19 protein-coding genes are annotated in these 19,950 nt (G+C 60.2%); 8 read left to right on the forward strand and 11 right to left on the reverse strand.

Annotation, left to right across the window (positions count from 1 at the left end; translation table 11 throughout):
- Positions 1-14: 14 nt before the first annotated feature.
- Positions 15-764: a class I SAM-dependent methyltransferase gene (locus AB5Y67_RS00675; protein ID WP_150390055.1), complete on the forward strand. Its 750-nt coding sequence runs from the start codon at positions 15-17 to the stop codon at positions 762-764.
- Positions 765-834: 70 nt separating this feature from the next.
- Here the strand turns inward: AB5Y67_RS00675 and AB5Y67_RS00680 are convergent, their stop codons facing one another.
- From AB5Y67_RS00680 to rhlB, 3 genes are read right to left on the reverse strand one after another with little or no spacing between them, the layout of a single operon-like run.
- Complete coding sequence (locus AB5Y67_RS00680; protein ID WP_127008315.1) at positions 835-1,089, reverse strand: Rho-binding antiterminator; 255 nt, start codon at positions 1,087-1,089, stop codon at positions 835-837.
- Between the two features lie 30 nt (positions 1,090-1,119).
- Entirely contained in the window at positions 1,120-2,610 is a 1,491-nt protein-coding gene (gene gppA / locus AB5Y67_RS00685) for a guanosine-5'-triphosphate,3'-diphosphate diphosphatase (protein WP_150390056.1), read from the reverse strand.
- An 11-nt stretch (positions 2,611-2,621) separates the two neighbouring features.
- The gene (gene rhlB, locus AB5Y67_RS00690; RefSeq protein ID WP_005339414.1) at positions 2,622-3,911 is read right to left on the reverse strand and encodes an ATP-dependent RNA helicase RhlB; all 1,290 of its coding nucleotides are present in this window, start codon (positions 3,909-3,911) and stop codon (positions 2,622-2,624) included.
- A gap of 113 nt (positions 3,912-4,024) precedes the next feature.
- Here rhlB and trxA point away from each other — a divergent pair, with 113 nt between their 5' ends.
- The 6 genes from trxA to AB5Y67_RS00720 all read left to right on the forward strand — a co-directional run bounded on the left by trxA (position 4,025) and on the right by AB5Y67_RS00720 (position 10,503).
- The gene (gene trxA / locus AB5Y67_RS00695; protein ID WP_005339416.1) at positions 4,025-4,351 is read left to right on the forward strand and encodes a thioredoxin TrxA; all 327 of its coding nucleotides are present in this window, start codon (positions 4,025-4,027) and stop codon (positions 4,349-4,351) included.
- 204 nt (positions 4,352-4,555) lie between these two features.
- Positions 4,556-5,821: a transcription termination factor Rho gene (gene rho / locus AB5Y67_RS00700; protein ID WP_005339417.1), complete on the forward strand. Its 1,266-nt coding sequence runs from the start codon at positions 4,556-4,558 to the stop codon at positions 5,819-5,821.
- A gap of 108 nt (positions 5,822-5,929) precedes the next feature.
- Positions 5,930-6,922, forward strand: a complete 993-nt coding sequence (locus tag AB5Y67_RS00705; RefSeq protein ID WP_042081318.1) for a hypothetical protein — start codon at positions 5,930-5,932, stop codon at positions 6,920-6,922.
- 33 nt (positions 6,923-6,955) lie between these two features.
- Complete coding sequence (gene ubiD, locus AB5Y67_RS00710) at positions 6,956-8,425, forward strand: 4-hydroxy-3-polyprenylbenzoate decarboxylase (protein WP_005339421.1); 1,470 nt, start codon at positions 6,956-6,958, stop codon at positions 8,423-8,425.
- Positions 8,426-8,571: 146 nt separating this feature from the next.
- Positions 8,572-9,270: an NAD(P)H-flavin reductase gene (gene fre, locus AB5Y67_RS00715; protein WP_005339423.1), complete on the forward strand. Its 699-nt coding sequence runs from the start codon at positions 8,572-8,574 to the stop codon at positions 9,268-9,270.
- 219 nt (positions 9,271-9,489) lie between these two features.
- Positions 9,490-10,503, forward strand: coding sequence for a sensor domain-containing diguanylate cyclase (locus AB5Y67_RS00720; protein WP_193861386.1), 1,014 nt, complete (start codon positions 9,490-9,492; stop codon positions 10,501-10,503).
- 54 nt (positions 10,504-10,557) lie between these two features.
- On the opposite strand, the gene AB5Y67_RS00725 is transcribed toward AB5Y67_RS00720, so the two are convergent.
- On the reverse strand, positions 10,558-10,815 hold the full coding sequence (locus tag AB5Y67_RS00725) for an accessory factor UbiK family protein (protein WP_005339429.1): 258 nt from the start codon (positions 10,813-10,815) through the stop codon (positions 10,558-10,560).
- Between the two features lie 300 nt (positions 10,816-11,115).
- Here AB5Y67_RS00725 and AB5Y67_RS00730 point away from each other — a divergent pair, with 300 nt between their 5' ends.
- Positions 11,116-13,560 carry a VolA/Pla-1 family phospholipase gene (locus tag AB5Y67_RS00730; RefSeq protein WP_150390057.1) on the forward strand — a complete coding sequence of 815 codons (2,445 nt, stop codon included), beginning with the start codon at positions 11,116-11,118 and terminating at the stop codon, positions 13,558-13,560.
- 66 nt (positions 13,561-13,626) lie between these two features.
- Here the strand turns inward: AB5Y67_RS00730 and glpG are convergent, their stop codons facing one another.
- From glpG to AB5Y67_RS00765, 7 genes are all read right to left on the reverse strand, one after another.
- Positions 13,627-14,460 (reverse strand): rhomboid family intramembrane serine protease GlpG, encoded by an 834-nt coding sequence (gene glpG, locus AB5Y67_RS00735; RefSeq protein ID WP_150390058.1) that lies wholly within the window; start codon positions 14,458-14,460, stop codon positions 13,627-13,629.
- Positions 14,457-14,780 carry a thiosulfate sulfurtransferase GlpE gene (glpE, locus tag AB5Y67_RS00740; protein ID WP_005355913.1) on the reverse strand — a complete coding sequence of 108 codons (324 nt, stop codon included), beginning with the start codon at positions 14,778-14,780 and terminating at the stop codon, positions 14,457-14,459. The genes glpG and glpE overlap by 4 nt, the downstream gene beginning before the upstream one ends.
- 122 nt (positions 14,781-14,902) lie before the next feature.
- Positions 14,903-15,604, reverse strand: coding sequence for an ABC transporter ATP-binding protein (locus AB5Y67_RS00745; RefSeq protein ID WP_005339433.1), 702 nt, complete (start codon positions 15,602-15,604; stop codon positions 14,903-14,905).
- 13 nt (positions 15,605-15,617) lie between these two features.
- On the reverse strand, positions 15,618-16,391 hold the full coding sequence (gene livG / locus AB5Y67_RS00750; protein WP_005357323.1) for a high-affinity branched-chain amino acid ABC transporter ATP-binding protein LivG: 774 nt from the start codon (positions 16,389-16,391) through the stop codon (positions 15,618-15,620).
- On the reverse strand, positions 16,388-17,656 hold the full coding sequence (locus AB5Y67_RS00755; protein WP_005355922.1) for a high-affinity branched-chain amino acid ABC transporter permease LivM: 1,269 nt from the start codon (positions 17,654-17,656) through the stop codon (positions 16,388-16,390). Before AB5Y67_RS00755 ends, livG begins: the two co-directional genes overlap by 4 nt.
- Positions 17,656-18,582 (reverse strand): high-affinity branched-chain amino acid ABC transporter permease LivH, encoded by a 927-nt coding sequence (gene livH, locus AB5Y67_RS00760; RefSeq protein ID WP_150997995.1) that lies wholly within the window; start codon positions 18,580-18,582, stop codon positions 17,656-17,658. The genes AB5Y67_RS00755 and livH overlap by 1 nt, the downstream gene beginning before the upstream one ends.
- A 66-nt stretch (positions 18,583-18,648) precedes the next feature.
- Positions 18,649-19,770 (reverse strand): branched-chain amino acid ABC transporter substrate-binding protein, encoded by a 1,122-nt coding sequence (locus AB5Y67_RS00765; RefSeq protein ID WP_043825924.1) that lies wholly within the window; start codon positions 19,768-19,770, stop codon positions 18,649-18,651.
- Positions 19,771-19,950 lie beyond the last annotated feature (180 nt).

Here is a 19,950-nt window from a genome sequence, read left to right on the forward strand (position 1 = left end):
CGCATCCAAAGACCATGCAAATCCTCCTCGAAGACCCCGCCAAGGCCGCGCAGGCAGACGCGCTGGCCAGCCAGCTTGCCCAGCTCGACCTTCCCCAGTTTGCCCTGGTGTTTACCCCGGAACGGTTGGAACTGCGCAAGCTGGATGAGCCCAAGCTGGGAGCCGTCTATGTGGACTTCGTGGAAGGGGCGGTGGCACATCGTCGCAAGTTTGGCGGTGGTCGCGGTCAGTCCATCGCCAAGGCGGTGGGGCTCAAGGCCGGAGCCACTCCGACCGTGGTGGATGCCACTGCCGGGCTGGGGCGCGATGCCTTCGTGCTCGCCTCCCTCGGTTGCAAGGTGACCCTGATCGAACGCAGCCCCGTGGTGGCCGCTCTGTTGCAGGATGGGCTGGCGCGGGCGGCACAGGATCCCGAGATTGGCCCCTGGGTCAGTGAGCGGATGCACCTGCTGCAAGGCCCGGCGGTGGACAATCTGCTGGCGCTGCCGGAGCGGCCCGAGGTGATCTACCTCGACCCCATGTTCCCCCACAAGCAGAAGTCGGCGCTGGTGAAAAAGGAGATGCGGGTGTTCCAGTCGCTGGTGGGTCCGGATCTCGATGCGGATGCCTTGTTGCCTGCCGCGCTCAAGATGGCTGAGAAGCGGGTGGTGGTGAAACGCCCCGACTACGCCGGCTGGCTCAATGAACAGAAGCCCAGCATGGCCATCGAGACCAAGAGCAACCGCTTCGATGTCTATGTGATGGCGGCATTGGCGGCGGGTTAACGGCCGGTGCGAGCCGCAGATGCAAAAAGGAGGGCCAACGTCATGTTGGCCCTCCTTTTTCGTAATGGATTCAGTTGGTTGGCGCGAAGCGGATCAGCTTCTCTTCCCCTTGCCAGTTCAGGCGCAGGGTCGCCAGTTCTGCCAGACTGAGCCGCTCGCCACTGTGCAGCAGCAGATACTCGACCCCTTCGCTGGCTTCGATGGTGCGGATCTTGTCATCCCGCTGGCGACCATCGTGGCTGGTGAGGGTTACCGGCAGTTGCCAGCTGGCAGCAATTTCGAGCCAGTCGTAGAGATCGCAGCTGATGGGTTGATAATCCGGCATGGTCGGCTCCAAAACAGGCAGGTTGCTGAGTCAGGCTTCCTGTACACGGGTCGGCCAGCCCATCTTCTGCTGGCGCTCCACTTCAAAACGCAGCTCGCTGGCGCGCAGGTAGTGTTCATCCATCCAGCCCTTGGGCAGGGTCAGGGTCAGTGACTCCTCTTCTGCCTGCAGGGTGAAGCTGGGCACTGTGCCCTGGGTACGGCGCATGCAGAGGATCAGGGCGATGCGCAGGATACGGGCCAGTCGGATCGCCTGACGACCGGTGACGGCACCCTGTTTCTCCAGTGGTTCCAGCTTGAATTCGTCCCGCTGGTTGAACAGCAGGGCCGACAACAGCTTCTTTTGCGCAGGGGTAAAGCCCGGCATGTCGATGTTGTCGATGATGTAGGCGGCGTGTTGCGGCGCTTTCTTGTACTCGATACAGAGGCCGATCTCGTGCAGCAGGGCGGCATAACGCAAGATTGGGCGACCGTAGCGTTTCGAGAGTCGCCAGGCCGGTTGCAGCTGGTTGAACGCCTCGACGGCGGTATCGCGCACCCGTTCGGCGTGCTCTTTATCCAGCTGATAGCGGCTGATCAGGCTGTCGGCGGTGCGATCCCGGGCATCACAGTCGTGATTGTTGCCGAGCAGACCGTAGATCAGTCCTTCACGCAGGGCGCCCCCCGCGAGGGTCATGCTCTCGATATCGAGGGTTTCGAAGATGGCGATCAGGATGGCGAGGCCGGAGGGGAACACGGTCAGCCGTTCGGCTGCCAGCCCTTCCAGCTGTAGTCTGTCCAGCTTGCCACAGGCGATGGCCTGACCCATCAGCTCCTGCAGTTTCGGCAGGGTGACCCGCTCGCTCTTCCCTTGCGCCAGCATGATCTCTTGCAGCGCCTGTACCGTGCCGGAGGCGCCGACGCAGGTGCGCCAGCCGAGGGCACGGTAATCTTCCGCCACCTTCTCCAGCACCGCCTTGGCGGCAGCAATCGCCTGCTTGAAACGGGCTTCAGAGAGCTCGCCATCACCGAAGTGATTGTTGAGCCAGGTGACGCAGCCCATGTGCAGGCTGTTGAGCAGTTTTGCTTCGCTATGTTCGCCGATCACCAGTTCAGTACTGGCGCCGCCGATGTCTATCACCAGCCGGTTGCCTTCCCCGGCAGAGGTCCAGGAGACCCCTTCATAGATGGTCTTGGCCTCTTCCTCGCCCGAGATGATCTCGATGCTGTGGTTGAGTACCCGTTCCGCTTCGCTGAGGAATTCGTCGACGTTGGTAGCAAGTCGCAAGGTTGCGGTGCCCACCACCCGGATATTGTCGGCCGGAATGTCCTGCAACTGTTCGGAGAAGAGACGCAAACAGTCCCAGCCCCGCTCCATGGCGGCACGGCTGAGACGAAATTCCGGATCGAGCCCGGCTGCGAGGCGAACCTTGCGCTTGACCTTGGCAACGGTGCGCAGGGCACCGGCGACCTCGCGCACCACCAGCATATGAAAGCTGTTGGAGCCGAGGTCGATAGCGGCATAGAGAGGCGAGTTGTGCAACGGGCCTGTCCTTAGCTCTTGCGCGGCGGACGACGACGGTTGTTGCTGTTGCCACCGCCCTGACGATCCCGCATGTTGCGGTTCACCGGCTGACGGTTGCGGAACACCCGTTTCGGCGGGGTCACGTCATCCAGCAGCGCTTCACGGTCGTACTTGCTGACCGGAATGGCGTGGTGGATGTACTCCTCGATGGCCGGCAGGTTGAAGGCATAGTCTTCACAGGCCAGGCTGATGGAGTGACCGCTCTTGCCGGCACGACCGGTACGACCGATACGGTGTACATAGTCTTCGGCGTCGTCGGGCAGGTCATAGTTGAAGACGTGGGTCACGTCAGGGATGTGCAGACCACGGGCGGCCACGTCGGTGGCGACCAGAATATCGAGCGCACCCTTGGTGAAATCCTCGAGGATCTTCATCCGCTTCTTCTGCGGCACGTCACCGGTCAGCAGACCGACGCGGTGGCCGTCGTTCTCCAGCCAGGCATGAACGTCTTCACAGACATGCTTGGTGTTGGCGAAGACGATCGCTTTTTCCGGCCACTCCTCTTCCATCAGGGAGAGCAGCAGCAACATCTTGTCTTCATTGGAGGGGTAGAACAGCTCCTCCTTGATCCGCACGCCGGTCATCTGCTCCGGCTCAACCTGCACATGTTCCGGGTGGTTCATGTGTTCGTAGGCCAGCTCCTGCACACGCAGGGAGAGGGTGGCGGAAAACAGCATGCTCAGACGCTCGGTTGCGGGCGGCATGCGGCGGAACAGGAAGCGGATGTCCTTGATGAAGCCCAGATCGAACATGCGATCCGCTTCGTCCAGTACCACGACCTGAATGTTGCTCAGATCGATCACCTTGGACTTGAAGTAGTCGATGATGCGGCCGGTGGTGCCGATCAGGATGTCGACGCCCTGCTCCAGCACGGCCAGCTGCTTGTCGTAACCTTCGCCACCGTAGGCGAGGCCGAGTTTCAGGCCGGTAGAAGCGGCGATGCTGTCGGCATCGTTATAGATCTGTACTGCCAGTTCCCGGGTGGGTGCCATGATGATGGCTCTGGGTTGGTTAACCAGACGGGGCTTGGTCAGCGGGTGAGTCAGCAAATAGTTGAATGTCGCGGCCAGGAAGGCAATGGTCTTGCCGGTTCCTGTCTGGGCCTGACCGGCGAGGTCATGACCTTCTACCAGCAGTGGCAGAGACAGTGCCTGGATGGGCGTGCAATAGTGAAATCCCTTTGATTCCAGACCAGCCAGAACTTCGGGTTCGAGGCCCATTTGGGCGAATTTGTCGGTCGTTAAGTGTGTTTTGCTCATGGCGGTAGGTTATCAGGTTAGGCTTGCAATAATAAACAGGATCATTTCAAATAGGGCAACTATTGCCTTTGTTGATATGTCAATAAAGCCTTAATTACTGACTGGAGTTGGAGATGAGTGACAAGATTGTTCAGCTGAGCGATGCCAGCTTCGAGGCAGATGTAATCAAAGCCGATGGCGCCGTTCTGGTCGACTTCTGGGCCGAGTGGTGTGGTCCGTGCAAGATGATTGCCCCGATCCTGGAAGAAGTTGCCCAAGAGTACGAAGGTCGCGTGACCGTAGCCAAACTGAACATCGACCATAACTCTGATACTCCGCCCAAGTACGGCATTCGTGGTATCCCGACCCTCTTGCTGTTCAAGAATGGCGAAGTGGCAGCGACCAAGGTCGGTGCACTGTCCAAGACTCAGCTGAAAGAGTTCCTGGACGGCAACCTGTAATAATTAAAGAGGAGCGCATTGCAATAATGCGCTCCTTGTGTTTTATCACCTAGACGCTCATCCCGATTGGTGCTAGTTTATCGCTCGTTTGCTAACCTTTTTGCCTGACTCTTTGCTAACCACAGCCTGGCAATCAAATCCGATCAGCATCAATCCAGCAGACTGTCTCCTCATTTCAATCCTTGCTTACAGACTTTCACCACTATGAATCTGACTGAATTAAAGAACACTCCTGTGTCCGAGCTGGTCAAGCTTGGCGAATCCATGGGGTTGGAAAATCTGGCTCGGGCGCACAAGAAAGATATTATTTTTGCAATCCTCAAGGCGCACGCCAAGGGTGGTGAAGATATCTTTGGCGACGGTGTGCTGGAAATCCTGACCGATGGTTTCGGCTTCCTGCGCAGTGCAGACGGCTCCTATCTGGCAGGCCCTGACGATATCTACGTCTCCCCGAGCCAGATCCGCCGCTTCAACCTGCGTACCGGCGATACCATCTCCGGCAAGATCCGGCCACCGAAAGAGGGCGAACGCTACTTCGCACTGCTCAAGGTCAATGAGGTCAACTACGACCGTCCGGAAAACTCCCGCAACAAGATCCTGTTTGAAAACCTTACCCCCCTGCATGCCAACGAACGTCTGCGTATGGAACGGGGTAACGGCTCTACCGAAGATATCACCGCCCGTGTACTGGACCTGGCTTCCCCCATCGGTAAAGGCCAGCGTGGCCTGATCGTGGCGCCGCCCAAGGCCGGTAAGACCATGCTGCTGCAGAACATCGCCCAGAGCATCGCCTACAACCACCCGGACTGTGAACTGATCGTTCTGCTGATCGATGAGCGTCCGGAAGAAGTGACCGAGATGCAGCGCATGGTGAAAGGTGAAGTGATCGCTTCCACCTTTGACGAACCTGCTTCCCGTCACGTTCAGGTTGCCGAGATGGTGATCGAGAAGGCCAAGCGTCTTGTCGAGCACAAGAAAGATGTGGTGATCCTGCTAGACTCCATCACCCGTCTGGCCCGCGCCTACAACACCGTCATCCCGTCATCCGGCAAGGTACTGACCGGTGGTGTGGATGCCAACGCCCTGCACCGTCCGAAGCGCTTCTTCGGCGCCGCGCGTAATGTTGAGGAGGGCGGCAGCCTGACCATCATCGCCACCGCGCTGATCGATACCGGTTCCAAGATGGACGAAGTTATCTACGAAGAGTTCAAAGGTACCGGCAACATGGAACTGCACCTCTCGCGCAAGATTGCCGAGAAGCGCGTTTACCCGGCCATCGACATCACCCGCTCAGGCACCCGTAAGGAAGAGCTGCTCACCTCAGGTGACGAGCTGCAGAAGATGTGGATCCTGCGCAAGATTGTCCACCCGATGGGCGAGATCGACGGTATCGAATTCCTCATCGACAAGCTGGCGATGACCAAGACCAACGACGAGTTCTTCGACGCCATGCGGCGCCAGCAGAAGTAAGTCCGGTCAGAAAATGACGAAACCGCGGCCCTGGTCGCGGTTTTTGTTTATCTGTTTTCCGGTCGCCCTAGTAGTATGAGATCCCGATGTCACATGGATGGAGACGTCATGAAGCCTGTTTTCTGGTTATTGCTGGGGTTGCTGAGTGCAATGCCAGCCTGCGCGCAAAGTGCACCGGTCGCGGTGACAGCCGAGACGTTGCAGACTCACCAGCGCTATCTGGCGGGTCGTCTGCAGGAGGGGCAATTTGCAGCCATCGACTCTCTGCTGGCGACCCTGAGTCGCGAGCGGCGGGAGTTCCTGCTGTTGCAGCTGCTGCGGGATATTCCCGCTACCACCCCTGGATCCCCTGCGTTGCAACAGTGGGTCGAGGCTCAGGCCGACAAGGCCCCCGAGTGGCTCATGGAGCAGCAGGTCGACGGTTTTCTGGTGCAGCAACCTGTCTATGATTTTGCCGCGCAGGCCCGTCAGCTGCTGGGGGCGTGGCAACTGCAATCACTGGTGCAGCGCTATCGGCAGCAGCTTGCCCAGGGCAGCTTCCAGCTAAAGTCCATCTACTACAGCAGTAACCCCGATCTCGCCATGCAGCAGCAAGCCCTGTTGCTGGCCCTCGACACCTTGCCGCAACCGATCTGGATGCGGGAGGCGCAAGCGCTGGCCAGCCAGAATATCTATCTGCCCGACAATCATCTGTTGTTTCATCTGTTGCTGCGCACCGGGGAACCGGCGCTCTATAGCATGCTGTGGCGGCGGCCGGCAGATCAGGATGCGCTGCGTGCACTCTCTACCATCAACCGCTTCCATCACGGCAGTGCTGCCAGCGATCTGCTGATTGCCGCCAGTGGCAACGAGGGGTTGAAGGGGGCCGCCCTGCGTCAGCTGAGCGCGCTCTCTCCCTTGCCGCCGCAGGCCCAGAAATACCTGCTGGCGGAACTCTCCAACCGTCAATACGGGGCGCTGGTGGCCGGTCTGTTGATGGAGGTGGACGAGCCCCAACTTCTCTCTGCACTGGCCAGACGCCTCGGCCAGCGTGACATGCCACCCATTGCACCGAGTCTGCTGCCCGATTCGGGTACACCCGATGGGCAGCCAGGGTTATAATGCGTGACCTCCTGAACCCGGTTGGGAACTTGCATGAAATACAAGGATTTGCGTGATTTCATCGCGCAGCTGGAACAAAACGGACAACTCAAGCGCATCACCCGCGAGATAGATCCCTATCTGGAGATGACCGAGATCAGCGATCGCACCCTGCGTGCGGGCGGCCCGGCTCTGCTGTTCGAAAATCCCAAAGGCTACACCATGCCGGTGCTGACCAACCTGTTCGGCACCCCGGATCGGGTTGCCATGGGCATGGGGCAGCCCGATGTGGGCGCACTGCGTCAGGTCGGGGTCTGGCTCTCCTATCTCAAGGAGCCCGAGCCGCCCAAGGGATTCAAGGAGCTGATGGAGAAGCTGCCGATCTTCAAGCAGGTGCTCAACATGCCGACCAAGCGCCTCTCTTCCGCCCCCTGCCAGCAGGTGGTGCAGGAGGGAGATGCGGTCGATCTCGACCAGATCCCGATCCAGCACTGCTGGCCCGGCGATGTGGCGCCGCTGGTCACCTGGGGCCTCACCATCACCCGTGGCCCCTACAAGAAGCGGCAGAACCTCGGCATCTATCGCCAGCAGAAGATCGCCAAAAACAAGCTGATCATGCGCTGGCTTGATCACCGTGGCGGTGCCATCGATTTTCGCGAGTGGCAGGAGGCCCATCCCGGTGAGCGATTCCCGGTGGTGGTGGCACTCGGTGCCGATCCCGCGACCATTCTCGGCGCGGTGACGCCGGTGCCGGATACTCTCTCCGAATATGCCTTTGCCGGTCTGCTGCGCGGCAGCCGTACCGAGGTGATCAAGGCCATCAGCTGCGATCTGGAGGTGCCCGCCAGCGCCGAGATCGTGCTGGAAGGCTATCTTGAGCCGGGTGAGATGGCGCCGGAAGGCCCTTATGGCGACCACACCGGCTACTACAACGAGGTGGACGAGTTCCCGGTCTTCACCATCACCCACATCACCAAGCGGCGCGATGCCATCTATCACAGCACCTACACCGGCCGTCCGCCCGATGAACCGGCGGTGCTGGGTCTGGCGCTGAACGAGGTGTTCGTGCCGCTGCTGCAGAAGCAGTTCCCCGAGATTGTGGACTTCTATCTGCCGCCTGAGGGGTGCTCCTACCGGATGGCGGTGGTGACCATCAAGAAGCGTTACCCGGGCCACGCCAAGCGGGTGATGCTGGGGGTCTGGTCCTTCCTGCGCCAGTTCATGTACACCAAGTTCGTGGTGGTGTGTGACGACGACGTCAACGCCCGCGATTGGAAGGATGTGATCTGGGCCATCACCACCCGGATGGATCCGGCACGGGACACCACCTTGATCGAGCACACCCCGATCGACTATCTGGACTTCGCCTCGCCGGTCTCCGGCCTCGGCTCCAAGATGGGGCTGGATGCCACCAACAAGTGGCCGGGCGAGACCAATCGGGAGTGGGGTCAGCCCATAGTGCAGGATGAGGCGGTGAAGCAGAAGGTCGATGCCATCTGGGATGAGCTCAATATCCTCGGATGAGGCAAACATGACAGCTTTGCTGCAAAAAGTGATGCGATCCGCACTGATTTGAGTATTCTCGACTGACGGGGCCAGGGCTGCTGGTCGTCACTCCATAGTGAAACAATGAGCGAAGCGGGCCGAGCGAGCCCGCCACAAGGACAAGAATGCAACGTATCAAATGCCGCGTAGAGGAACTGCGCGAATATGTCGACACCATCTGGCATGTGGCCCTGACGCCGCAGCAAGCGATCAGCTTCAAGCCGGGCCAGTATCTGCTGGTGGTGATGAGCGATTCGGACAAGCGCCCCTTCTCCATCGCCAACTCGCCGACCCGCCCGGGCGTGCTGGAGCTGCAAATTGGTGCCACTCCCGAAAACGCCTACGCCGGTCAGGTGCTGGCCCGCATGCGCGAGCAGGGGGAGATCGAGGTTGAATTGCCGGCTGGCAAGGCGTTCCTGCGCGATGAGTCTCCCCGTCCGCTGATCCTGATGGCGGGCGGCACCGGCTTCTCTTACGCCCGCTCCATTCTGGAGTACCTGATCGACACTGGCAGCAAGCGCCCGGTGTTCTTCTACTGGGGGGTGCGTCAGGCTCACTGGCTCTATGAGCTGGAGCAGATGCAGCAGTGGGAGCGTGACTATGCGCCGCTCACCTTTATTCCGGTGGTGCAGGAGCCGGAGGCTGACTGGACCGGCAAGAGCGGGCTGGTGCACAAGGCGATCATGGATGATTTCGTCAGCCTCCACGACTACGACATCTATGTCGCCGGCCGTTTCGAGATGGCGGGTGCCGCGCGGGAGGAGTTCAAGATCCTCGGCGCCGAGCCGGAGCGCATCTTTGGTGACGCCTACGAATTTATCTGACGGGATCCCCGTCTTGATAATGCAGCCCCCGGTTTTGCCGGGGGCTTTTGTTTTTGTGGCTGCCGCAGTACCGGATCGCCCTGAATGGTTGGATTATCGCGGCGTTATCCCATTATTTTTCAATATTTTGACTATGAATGGCTACTAATCAAACGTAGCTGATGGCATCTTTGTGAGGGATTGACAAGAGCATCCATAGAGCAAGCACAAGGAGGCGCAGTGTTGAGTGAAGAGGGCAGGGCATCTGCGGAGGATGACAGGGGAGAGACCGGCTCTGTCGAGCGGGTCGCAACGCTGATCCCGTCCCCTCATGGCGGTGAAATGGCTCGTTTGCAGGCAGAGATCGCCGCTTTGCAGCATGAAAACGGCCTGTTGCAGGAGAAGCTCAACGCCGCCCTCGATGGCACCGGCATCTGTCTCTGGCAGGGCACCATTCCCACCGGCGAGCTGCGGGTCTTCAATCTGCAGAACTTTCAGGCCGGTGACATGGCTCCTCATTTCGATCAGTGGAGCGCCAAGCTCCATCCCGACGATCGCGCCCATGCCATGGGTAGCTACTTTGCCCACCTTGAGGGCAAAACTCCCTTCTATGAAGCCGAATACCGCACCATCAGCCCGGCCGGAGAGATCACTTGGCTGTGGGATAGGGGACGGGTCGTCGATCGGGATGGCGATGGCAAGCCGCTGCGGATCATGGGCTCCCATATCGATATCACCCAGCGCAAGGCTTATGAGCAGCGACTGGCGGAGCGCGCCAACAGCGACGCGCTGACCGGCTTGCTCAACCGGCAGGGGTTTGGCAAGGCGTTTGCCCAGCTGCAGCCGCAAGGAGCGGGGGCGCTGCTCTTTATCGATCTGGATGATTTCAAGGGGATCAACGACCAGCTGGGCCACGCCTGCGGCGATCTGGTGTTGCAGCAGATGGCGGACTGGTTGCGCCTTATCATGCCGGGCTCGGCACTATGCGGCCGTTACGGCGGCGACGAGTTTGTGGTGCATCTGCACCGGGATGTGTCGAGCCATGGCCTGGCGCAGCTGGCTGACGCCCTGATCAGCCGGATGCACGGCTATGTGCCCAAACCCGGTTGCCCGCAACGGGTTGGGCTGAGCATCGGCATCGCCCTGTGGGAGGAGGAGCCATTGAGCTTCCGGCAGGCGCTGGAGGTTGCTGACAGGGCCATGTATGAGGCCAAGGCGCGCGGCAAGCGGGCCTGGTATCTGCTTCAGGTGTGATGTTTTTTACAGGTTCAATACAAAGCAAAAACCCCAGCCGAGCTGGGGTTTTCGTTATTCGCCTTTGGCGCCGAGCTGCTGCTCGAGCTGAGCCAGCTTGCTTTCGAGGGCGGCCAGTTTTTCACGGGTACGCAGCAGCACCTTGGTCTGCACGTCGAACTCTTCGCGGCTGACTAGGTCAAGCTTGCCCAGCTGGGCCTGCAATACCTGACGCATCTTCTTCTCGGCCTCTTCACCCATGCTGCGAATGCCGGGCGGCAGGGAGTTGTGCACCTGCTTGGCGATCTCTTCCAGTTTCTTCGGGTCGATCATGATGTCCTCCTTAAGCGTTGGCGGACATTCTACCGACAATTCCCTCACTTTGCCGAGATCGCGGCGGCTTTTTAGTCGTGATGGTGCCCGCTGGCTGGTCGGGTCTGGTGATGGGGCTACAACTGCTACCCTTGCGCCCCTTTGTTAACCTGAAACCATGACATGCACCACAAAGCTGAGCCAGAACTGTCCGGCATGAGTCTTATTTGGTGTTGGTTTTATGTTAACGTTTTGCAGTCGAGGTCGTGATGACCCCGTTGGCTTGTGATGGATAACAACCTTATAAAAAGAGAATAAAAAATGAAGAAGAAGCTAATTTATGCAGCTGTTGTCAGCGCCCTGCTGGCCGGATGTGGTGGAGATGACAACAAGGGAGACACCACCAGCTCCCTCGACTACGTCCTGAGTGGCGCCAACGGGGTGCGCCCGAGCGTGCTGGCCCCCCGAGCCAGCGACGGTACCCTGAAGTTTTCGACAGAAACTGCTGATCTGTCGAACCCGGTATCTGCCCTATCCACCCTTGATGGCTGGTCAACCACCCAACCCGTCCAGCTGGTACCGGCGACCGTGACCGGTGTCTCAGTGCCGGCACCGGCGGCCAGCGAGTATACTTCTGCCGTTGCGCCCCTCTACCTGCTCGAGCTCACGCTGGATCCGGTCACTCTGCAACCCAACGGAGTCAAGGGCGGCAAGCCACTGGTTTATGGGACCGACTTTGTGGTCACTGGCGGGGACGGCAAGCTCAATCTGGTTCCGCTCAAGCCGCTCAATCCCTCTTCTTACTACATGATCGTGGCGACCGATGCCCTCAAGGACAGTCGCGGCACACCGCTCAGGGCGGGAGGCGATTACAGCAGCTTCAAATCGACAGCTGGCGCAACTACTCAGGAGCAGACCATCAACGGCCTGATCTCGCTGCAGGAAGGTCTGTTCAAAGCGGCCACCGGGATCACCAGCGATCGGGTGATCTTCTCCGACTGGTTTGCCACCCAATCTGGTGCCGATGTGCTGCTGGCAGTGAAAAGTGCCGCTGCTTCGGTGCTGAAGAGCCCGAGCCTGGACGCCGCGGTGCTGTGGAAACAGGATGCCAAGGGCAACACCAGCCTGCCAGCAACCTATACCATCAACGGTCTTAATGGCGGGGTGGATTTTCTGACCCAGCTGGCGAATGAGCCATTCTTGCCGCAGGATCAGAAAGATGCACTGACAGCCGCCTTTGGTGTTGGTACGCCGCTTAACGGGGTTGCCCAGCTAACCAAGGTGTATACCGGTACCGTCAAACTCCCTTACTTCCTCTCTACCCCGGCGATAGCCGGCTCCTGGGACAAGGCCAAGACCCAATCCTGGCACGGCGCCATTCCAAGCCTCTATGCCATCGCCAACGCGCTGAAAGCGGGCGATAGCGAGGTGATCGGTGGACTGGTCGGGGCGGGCGTGGACCCGGCATTGCTGGGTGAGCTGATCGCCGACCCGAGCCGTCAGAGTGAACTGCTGACCGAGGCAAGCAAGCTGATCGGGGTGACTCTCACCTCCGGTGGCAAGCCGCTGGATGCCGAGCGCAATATCGGCCGTTTCAACCCGTTGCCGACCCTGAGCGAAGTACAATCGGTACCGCTGCGGATCTTCGCACCGACGACCAACTTGAGCACTGTCACTGATGTGATCATCTATCAGCACGGCGTCACCTCCATCAAGGAGAACGCCTATGCGCTGGCGCTGGGCCAGATAGGTGCCGGGTTAGACCCATCAGTGAACAAGGTGGTTGCTGTGGTGGTGATCGATCACCCGCTGCACGGCGAACGTGGCTACGCCCTGAGCAACAGCATGGCGACGGTGACCACATCGGAGAACCCGCTCCCCTATCTGAACCTCAACTATCTGACGGTGGCGCGGGACAATCTGAAACAGAGCGTGGCCGATCTGCTGGGACTGCGACTGGCTGTCGGTCTGGCCAACACCCAGGGATTGGGTGGCCAATTGGGTGGTGCCGGTCTGAAAGTTCACTTCCTCGGTCACTCACTTGGTGCCATTACCGGGGCCAATCTGCTGGCTGTCGCCAACCAGACCACCGGCAGTGCTCAGGCTGATGCCTTGTTCAAGTTCGATACCGGTGGTCTGGCGATGCCGGGTGGCGGCATCGCGCCGCTGTTGCTCAACTCGCCGAGCTTCGGGCCGACCATCAAGATGAGCGTGCTTACCTCGGGCAGTCCGGCGCTGAAAGCGGGCTTTACCGCCTATGCACCGAATTGCAAAACGGCTGCCGCCACTTGCTTCGTCAACGAGTTCCTGCCCAGTCTGGATGCGGCCACGCAGGCGGGTGCGGCGAGCACCTTGCAGAGCTATACCTTTGCCGCCCAGTCAGTGCTGGACTCTGCTGACCCGATCAATCTGGGCAGTGGCGTCGCCAAGAGCTTCCCGCTGTTCGCCACCGAAATTGTTGGCGATGGTGCGCTCAATCTGCCGGATCAGGTGATCCCCAACAGCATCGCCTCTGCGCCGCTGGGTGGCACCGAGCCGCTGTTCCGGGTGCTGGGTTTGCAAGAGCTGAAGGGTTCCGGCGTGCTCCCGGCGGGTCACCATGCTGTGCGCTTCCTGAAAGGTGGCCATAGCTCGCTGCTGGCTCCTGACGAGAACTTCGATCAGGCTGGCGCGGTCACCACCGAGATCCAGACCCAGTTCGCCAGCTTCTTTATGAGTGGCGGTGCGGCGGTCAAGGTAACCGATGACACCCTGATCAAGCAGTAACTGCCTATCGCGTAAAAAAACGCCGCCCTTCGGGGCGGCGTTCTCGTTTCTGCAACTGCTGAAAAATCAGCCCGGTTGGTGGTTGCGATCCAGCCAGCCTTGCAGCAGGCCGACCAGCAGACCGGTCAGGTGGGCGATGTTGGCGGTGCTGGTGCCGAGCATGTCGAAGAAGCCGAGCACCATCCAGAACAGCATAAAGCCCATCAGTGCCGGTGGCAGAGTGAGGCCGCAGGCCGGTTGCAGCTTGCTGCGCAGCCAGCAGTAGCCGAGCAGGGCATAGACCACGCCGGAGAGGCCGCCAAACAGCGGGCCGCTGGCAAAGAACTCGGCGATATTGGGCAGGGCGGCGCCCACCAGCAGCAGGATCAGCAGCTTGCCGCTGCCAAGGCGCTGCTCGACCTGGCCTCCCAGATACCACCACCAGAGCAAGTTGAACACCAGATGGAGCACCGAGAAGTGGATCAGGGTGGGGGTGAAATAGCGCCACGCCTGCCAGTCGGTGAACTGGGCCAGTGTCGGGTGGAATGCCAGTACGTCGTAGATGGGCAGGCCGATGGCCTCGATCCCGTAGATGGCGAGACAGGCGATGATGACCACCAGCGTCAGTGGCCCTGCCTGATGGAGGAAGTCGGTGATGGGATCCGTCATCCCCTTGCTGTAGTCGATGCGGGCATCTGCGCTACCAGATTGCCAGGAGGCCTCCATGTAGCGCGGGTGGCCCGGCTCGGTCAGAAAGCGCTTCACCTCCAGCTGGGCCTGAGCGAGGCGTTGCTCGTCCGCCAGCCAGATGGTGACCCCCAGCTCGGACTGGGTCAGCTCGCAGGAGATCCCCAGGGTCGCCAGATAGTCCACCAGCGCCTGCGCCATGCGGGCGTTGTCGAGCACCAGCAGCTGGATCATGCCTCGCCTGCCTCGATGGGAAACTCCCGGCGCCACGCCTCGAAGCCGCCATCCAGACTGTAGACCTCGTCATAACCCTGTTGCAGCAGGTATTGGGCCGCCCCCTGACTGCTGTTGCCGTGATAGCACATCACGATGACCGGGGTATCGAAATCCACTTCATTCATAAAGCGCACCAGCGTGCCATTGGTGAGGTGGAAGGCGCCGACCGCGTGGGCCGCTTCAAAGGATTGCGGGTCGCGAATATCCACCAGTCGGGCTTCACCCGCGCTCAGTTTCTGGTGGGCATCATGGGCATTGATATGGGCAAACTGGTCCATCGGGATGTCCTGCGAATAGGTTGATTACGGGCCAGTGTACCGCAAGCTTGGGCGCAAACTAACCCCACAAAAGATAAGGGAGCCAGCGGCTCCCTTGTTGATATGGCATGCGGGGCAGTGGGTTAACCGCCCAGATAGGCCTGCCGCACTGCCGGGTTGGCCAGCAGGGCGGCGCCCGTGTCTTGCAGCACCACGTGGCCGTTCTCCAGCACATAACCGCGGTCGGCCAGCTTGAGCGCCTGGTTGGCGTTCTGCTCCACCAGAAAGATGGTCATCCCCTTCTGGCGCAACTGCTCTATGGTGTCGAAGATCTGCTGGATGACGATGGGGGCCAGCCCCAGCGAGGGTTCATCCAGCAGCAGCAAGCGCGGCTTGCTCATCAGGGCGCGGCCGATGGCCAGCATCTGTTGCTCGCCGCCGGACATGGTGCCTGCCCGCTGTTCCAGTCGCTCATGCAGGCGCGGGAACAGGGTAAAAACCTGATCCAGCAGGCCATGCTGCTCGGCCTTGTCAACGAAGAAGGCGCCCATCAGCAGGTTCTCCTCCACCGTCAGGCGGGCGAAGATACGGCGCCCCTCCGGCACCACGGCGATATCCTTGCGCATGATGCGGGCGGTGGTGAGGGAGCTGATCTGTTCCCCCTCAAACCAGATGGAGCCGCTGCTGGGCTTGGGTTCGCCGCAGAGGGTCATCAGCAGGGTGGTCTTGCCTGCGCCGTTGGCACCGATCAGGGTGACGATTTCCCCCTCTTTCACCTCGACGCTGACATCGTGCAGTGCCTGAATTTTGCCGTAGTGGGTCGATACGTTGCGAAGTTCTAACATCTTTTTTTTGTCCTTACGACTCGCCCAGATAGGCCTTGATCACTGCCGGGTTGTTGCGGATCTCATCCGGCTTGCCATGGGCCAGCGGGGTGCCCTGGCTGACTACGAAGATGCGGTTGGAGATACCCATCACCAGCTTCATATCGTGTTCGATCAGCAGCACCGAGACCCCGAATTCGTCCCGCAGGCTCATGATGAGCTCGTCCAGCTCGTCGGTCTCCTTCGGGTTGAGGCCGGCGGCCGGTTCATCCAGCATCAGCAGCTCGGGACGGGTCGCCATGCAGCGGGCGATCTCGAGGCGGCGCTGCTGACCGTAGGCCAGGTTGCCGGCGGCGCGGTTGGCGAGATCTTTGAGCCCCACTTTATCCAGCCAGAAGGCGGCCCGCTCCAGCCCCTCCTGCTCGGCACGGCGGAAGGCCGGGGTCTTGAACAGGCCAGCGATAAAGCTGGTGTTGAGGTGCTGGTGCTGGGCAACCAGCAGGTTCTCCACCGCCGTCATCTCCTTGAACAGCCGCACGTGCTGGAAGGTACGCACAATCCCCTTGCGGGCGATGAGGTGGCCGGGCAGCCCCTGGATCTCCTCACCCTTGTAGCGGATGGTGCCGCCGCTCGGGCTGTAGAAGCCGGTCAGGCAGTTGAAGATGGTGGTCTTGCCCGCGCCGTTGGGGCCGATGATGGAGATCACCTCGCCCTTGTCGATATCCAGTTTGACCCCGTTGACGGCCAGCAGGCCCCCGAAGCGCATCGACAAATCAGAGACTTCCATTAACTTCTGATGTGTACTCATTTCTTCAACTCCAGATGCGGACGGGTCATCGGCAGCAATCCCTGTGGCCGCCAGATCATCATGAACACCATCAAGAGGCCGAACATCAGCATGCGGTACTCGTTGAATTCGCGGGCCAGCTCCGGCAGCACCGTCATCACGATGGCCGCCAGCACCACCCCGATCTGCGAGCCCATGCCACCCAGCACTACAATCGCCAGCACGATGGCCGACTCGATAAAGACGAAGGATTCCGGGCTGATAAAGCCCTGCCGCGAGGCAAAGAAGCTGCCTGCGAAACCGGCAAAGGTGGCGCCTATGGTGAAGGCGGTCAGCTTGATGATGGTGGGGTTGAGCCCCAGCGATTTGCAGGCGATCTCGTCCTCCCGCAGCGCTTCCCAGGCGCGGCCAAGGGGCATGCGCAGCAGGCGGTTGATGACGAACAGGGTCACCACCACCAGCACCAGCGCCATCAGGTAGAGGAAGATCACCTTGTGGTTGGCGTTGTAGGTAATGCCGAAGAAGTTGTGGAAGGTATCAAAGCCGCCATCCTTGACAGTGCGGTTGAACTCCAGCCCCCCCAGCGTCGGCTTGGGAATGCCGGAGATGCCGTTCGGGCCGCCGGTCAGGGTGGTCATGTTGTTGAGCAGGATGCGGATGATCTCGCCAAAACCCAGGGTGACGATGGCCAGATAGTCCCCCCGCAGCCGCAGCACCGGGAAACCGAGCAGGAAGCCGAAGGTCGCGGCCATCAGCCCGGCGATGGGCAGGCACTCCCAGAAGCTCAGTCCGAAGTAGGTGTTGAGCAGGGCATAGCTGTAGGCACCGACCGCGTAGAAGCCGACATAGCCGAGATCGAGCAGACCGGCGAGGCCGACCACCACGTTCAGCCCCAGCCCCAGCATGATGTAAATCAGGGTGAGGGTGGCGAGATCGATGGCACCGCGAGAGGCCATAAAGGGCCAGCTCACCGCGAACAGCAGCACCAGCACGGCGGTGAGGTTATAGAGCTTGGGCGCCTCTTCCGGGCTCGGCAGCACCAGCTTGGTAAAGCCGACCGAGAAGCCGCTGATGGAGGCCTGAAACAGCTTGGCAATCTGGCCGCGCAGCATCTGGAACCAGAAAACGAGGGTGGCGCCCCCCAGCAGCCAGGCCAGCGACACATCGAGGCGGCTCACTACCTGCAGGCTGGAGCCATCGGTCTCCAGCTTGAAGCCGAGCAGCCAGAAAGAGAGCACCAGCAGCACCAGGCTGGCGATACAGGCGTGGATAAATTGATGTTTCATCACACTTTCTCCACTTCCGGACGACCCAGAATGCCGGTCGGCATAAAGAGCAGCACAAAAATGAGCAGGGCAAACGCCATCACATCCTTGTACTCGGTGCTGAGATAACCGGCGGTGAGCGCTTCAACCACGCCGAGCAGCAGGCCGCCCAGTACGGCGCCCGGAATGCTGCCGATACCGCCCAATACAGCGGCAGTGAAGGCCTTCAGCCCGGCCATAAAGCCGAGGTAGGGATTGATGACGCCGTAATACATGCCGAGCAGCACCCCGGCGACGGCGGCCAGCGCAGCCCCCAGTACGAAGGTGATGGAGATGACCACGTGGGTGTCGATCCCCAGCAGGTTGGCCATCTTGATATCTTCCGAACAGGCGCGGCAGGCGCGGCCCATGCGGGAGCGGCCGATGAACTGGGTCAGCGCCAGCATGGTGATGAAAGTCACCACGAAGATAATCAGCTGCATATAGGAGAGGCTGGCCTGAAAACTATCCTCCCCCCCCAGGGTCCAGCCACCTGAGATCAGGCTGGGCATGGCGATATCCCGTGAGCCCTGAGCCATCCGCATCATGTTCTGCAGGAAGATCGACATGCCGATGGCGGAGATGAGGGGGATCAGCCGGTTGCCACCGCGCAGTGGCCGGTAGGCGACCCGCTCGATGCTCCAGCCATAGGTGCCGGTGATGATGATACTGACCAGGAAGGCGCCCCCCAGCAGTAGAAAGGTGCTGTCGATGCCCATCATCATGAGCCCCGCCATCACCATAAAAGCGACATAGGAGCCGATCATGTACACCTCGCCGTGGGCGAAGTTGATCATGCCGATGATGCCATAGACCATGGTGTAGCCAATGGCGATCAACGCATAGGTGCTGCCTATGGTTAATCCGTTCAGCAGTTGCTGAACCAGATAGAGGAGGTGTTCGGACATACTGCGTTCCCTGTACTTGCCCGCAAAGAGAGGAGGGGGTGAGCGTACTCACCCCCGATCGGCAGATTATTTGACTTGGCTGGAAGTACCGTCAGCGTGCCACTGGAACACACCGAATTCGAAGCCTTTCAGGTCACCGTTCGGTGCCCAGGTCAGGGGGCCCATCACGGTATCGATCGGTGCGGCCTTGATGGCGGCGGCAACGGCGGCCGGGTCATCTTCACCCGCCTTGGCGATACCGGCAGCCAGGCTCTGCACCGCGGCATAGGTGGTCCAGACGAACGGGCCGGAGGAGTCCTGACCCTTGGCCTTGAACGCCGCCACCAGCGGGGCGTTGGCAGGAACCAGATCGTATTTGTTCGGCAGGGTCACCAGCAGGCCTTCGGAAGCCGGGCCGCCGATGGCGGAGATATCCTTGTTACCCACCCCTTCCGGGCCCATGAACTTGGCTTTCAGCCCCTTCTCGCCAGCCTGACGCAGGATCAGGCCCAGCTCAGGGTGATAGCCGCCGTAGTAAACGAAATCGACGTTCTCTTTCTGCAGTTTGGCGATCAGGGCGGAGAAGTCCTTGTCACCTGCGGTGATCCCTTCAAAGGCCACCACTTTCACGCCAGCCTTGTCTAGCGCCGCTTTGACGCTGGAAGCGATCCCTTCACCGTACTGCTTCTTGTCGTGGATAACGGCCACGCGCTGGGGTTTGACCTGCTCGATGATGTACTTGGCGGCAGTCGGGCCCTGATCGCTATCCAGACCGATGGTGCGCAGGGTCAGCTGGTAACCGCGCTCGGTGATCTTGGGGTTGGTGGAGGCGGGGGTGACCATCAGGATCCCCTCGTCTTCATAGATGTCGGAGGCGGGCAGGGTGTTGTCGGAGCAGAGGTGGCCGACCACGAACTTGACGCCGTCATTCACCACCTTGTTGGCGACGGCCACCGCCTGTTTGGGATCGCAGGCATCGTCATAGACGACCGCTTCGATCTGCTTGCCATTGATGCCGCCAGCCTTGTTGATCTGCTCGACCGCCATCTTGCCGCCGGTGAACTGCATGTCCCCGTACTGGGCGACCGGGCCAGTGACCGGGCCTGCGATACCTATCTTGATGGTGTCTGCCGCGTGGGCGATGGAGATCGATCCAAACAGAGCCAAAGAAACCGCTGCGCCAACTGTGATTTTGCTCAACTTATGCATTGATTCGTCCCTTAATCAGTGGATTGTTTCATTTCCGTGTGCCATTCCGGATCTACATCCCGTGCATCCGGCTATAGGTATGGTTCTATCATTCCTCACGGGGCAATAACAAGCTGTTAAAGATACTAACCAGAGGGGGTTGGATGGGTAGATTTTGAAATAAATGACCTGTTATTTTCG

Source organism: Aeromonas sp. s12 (assembly GCF_040907925.1).
Classification (GTDB): domain Bacteria; phylum Pseudomonadota; class Gammaproteobacteria; order Enterobacterales; family Aeromonadaceae; genus Aeromonas; species Aeromonas veronii.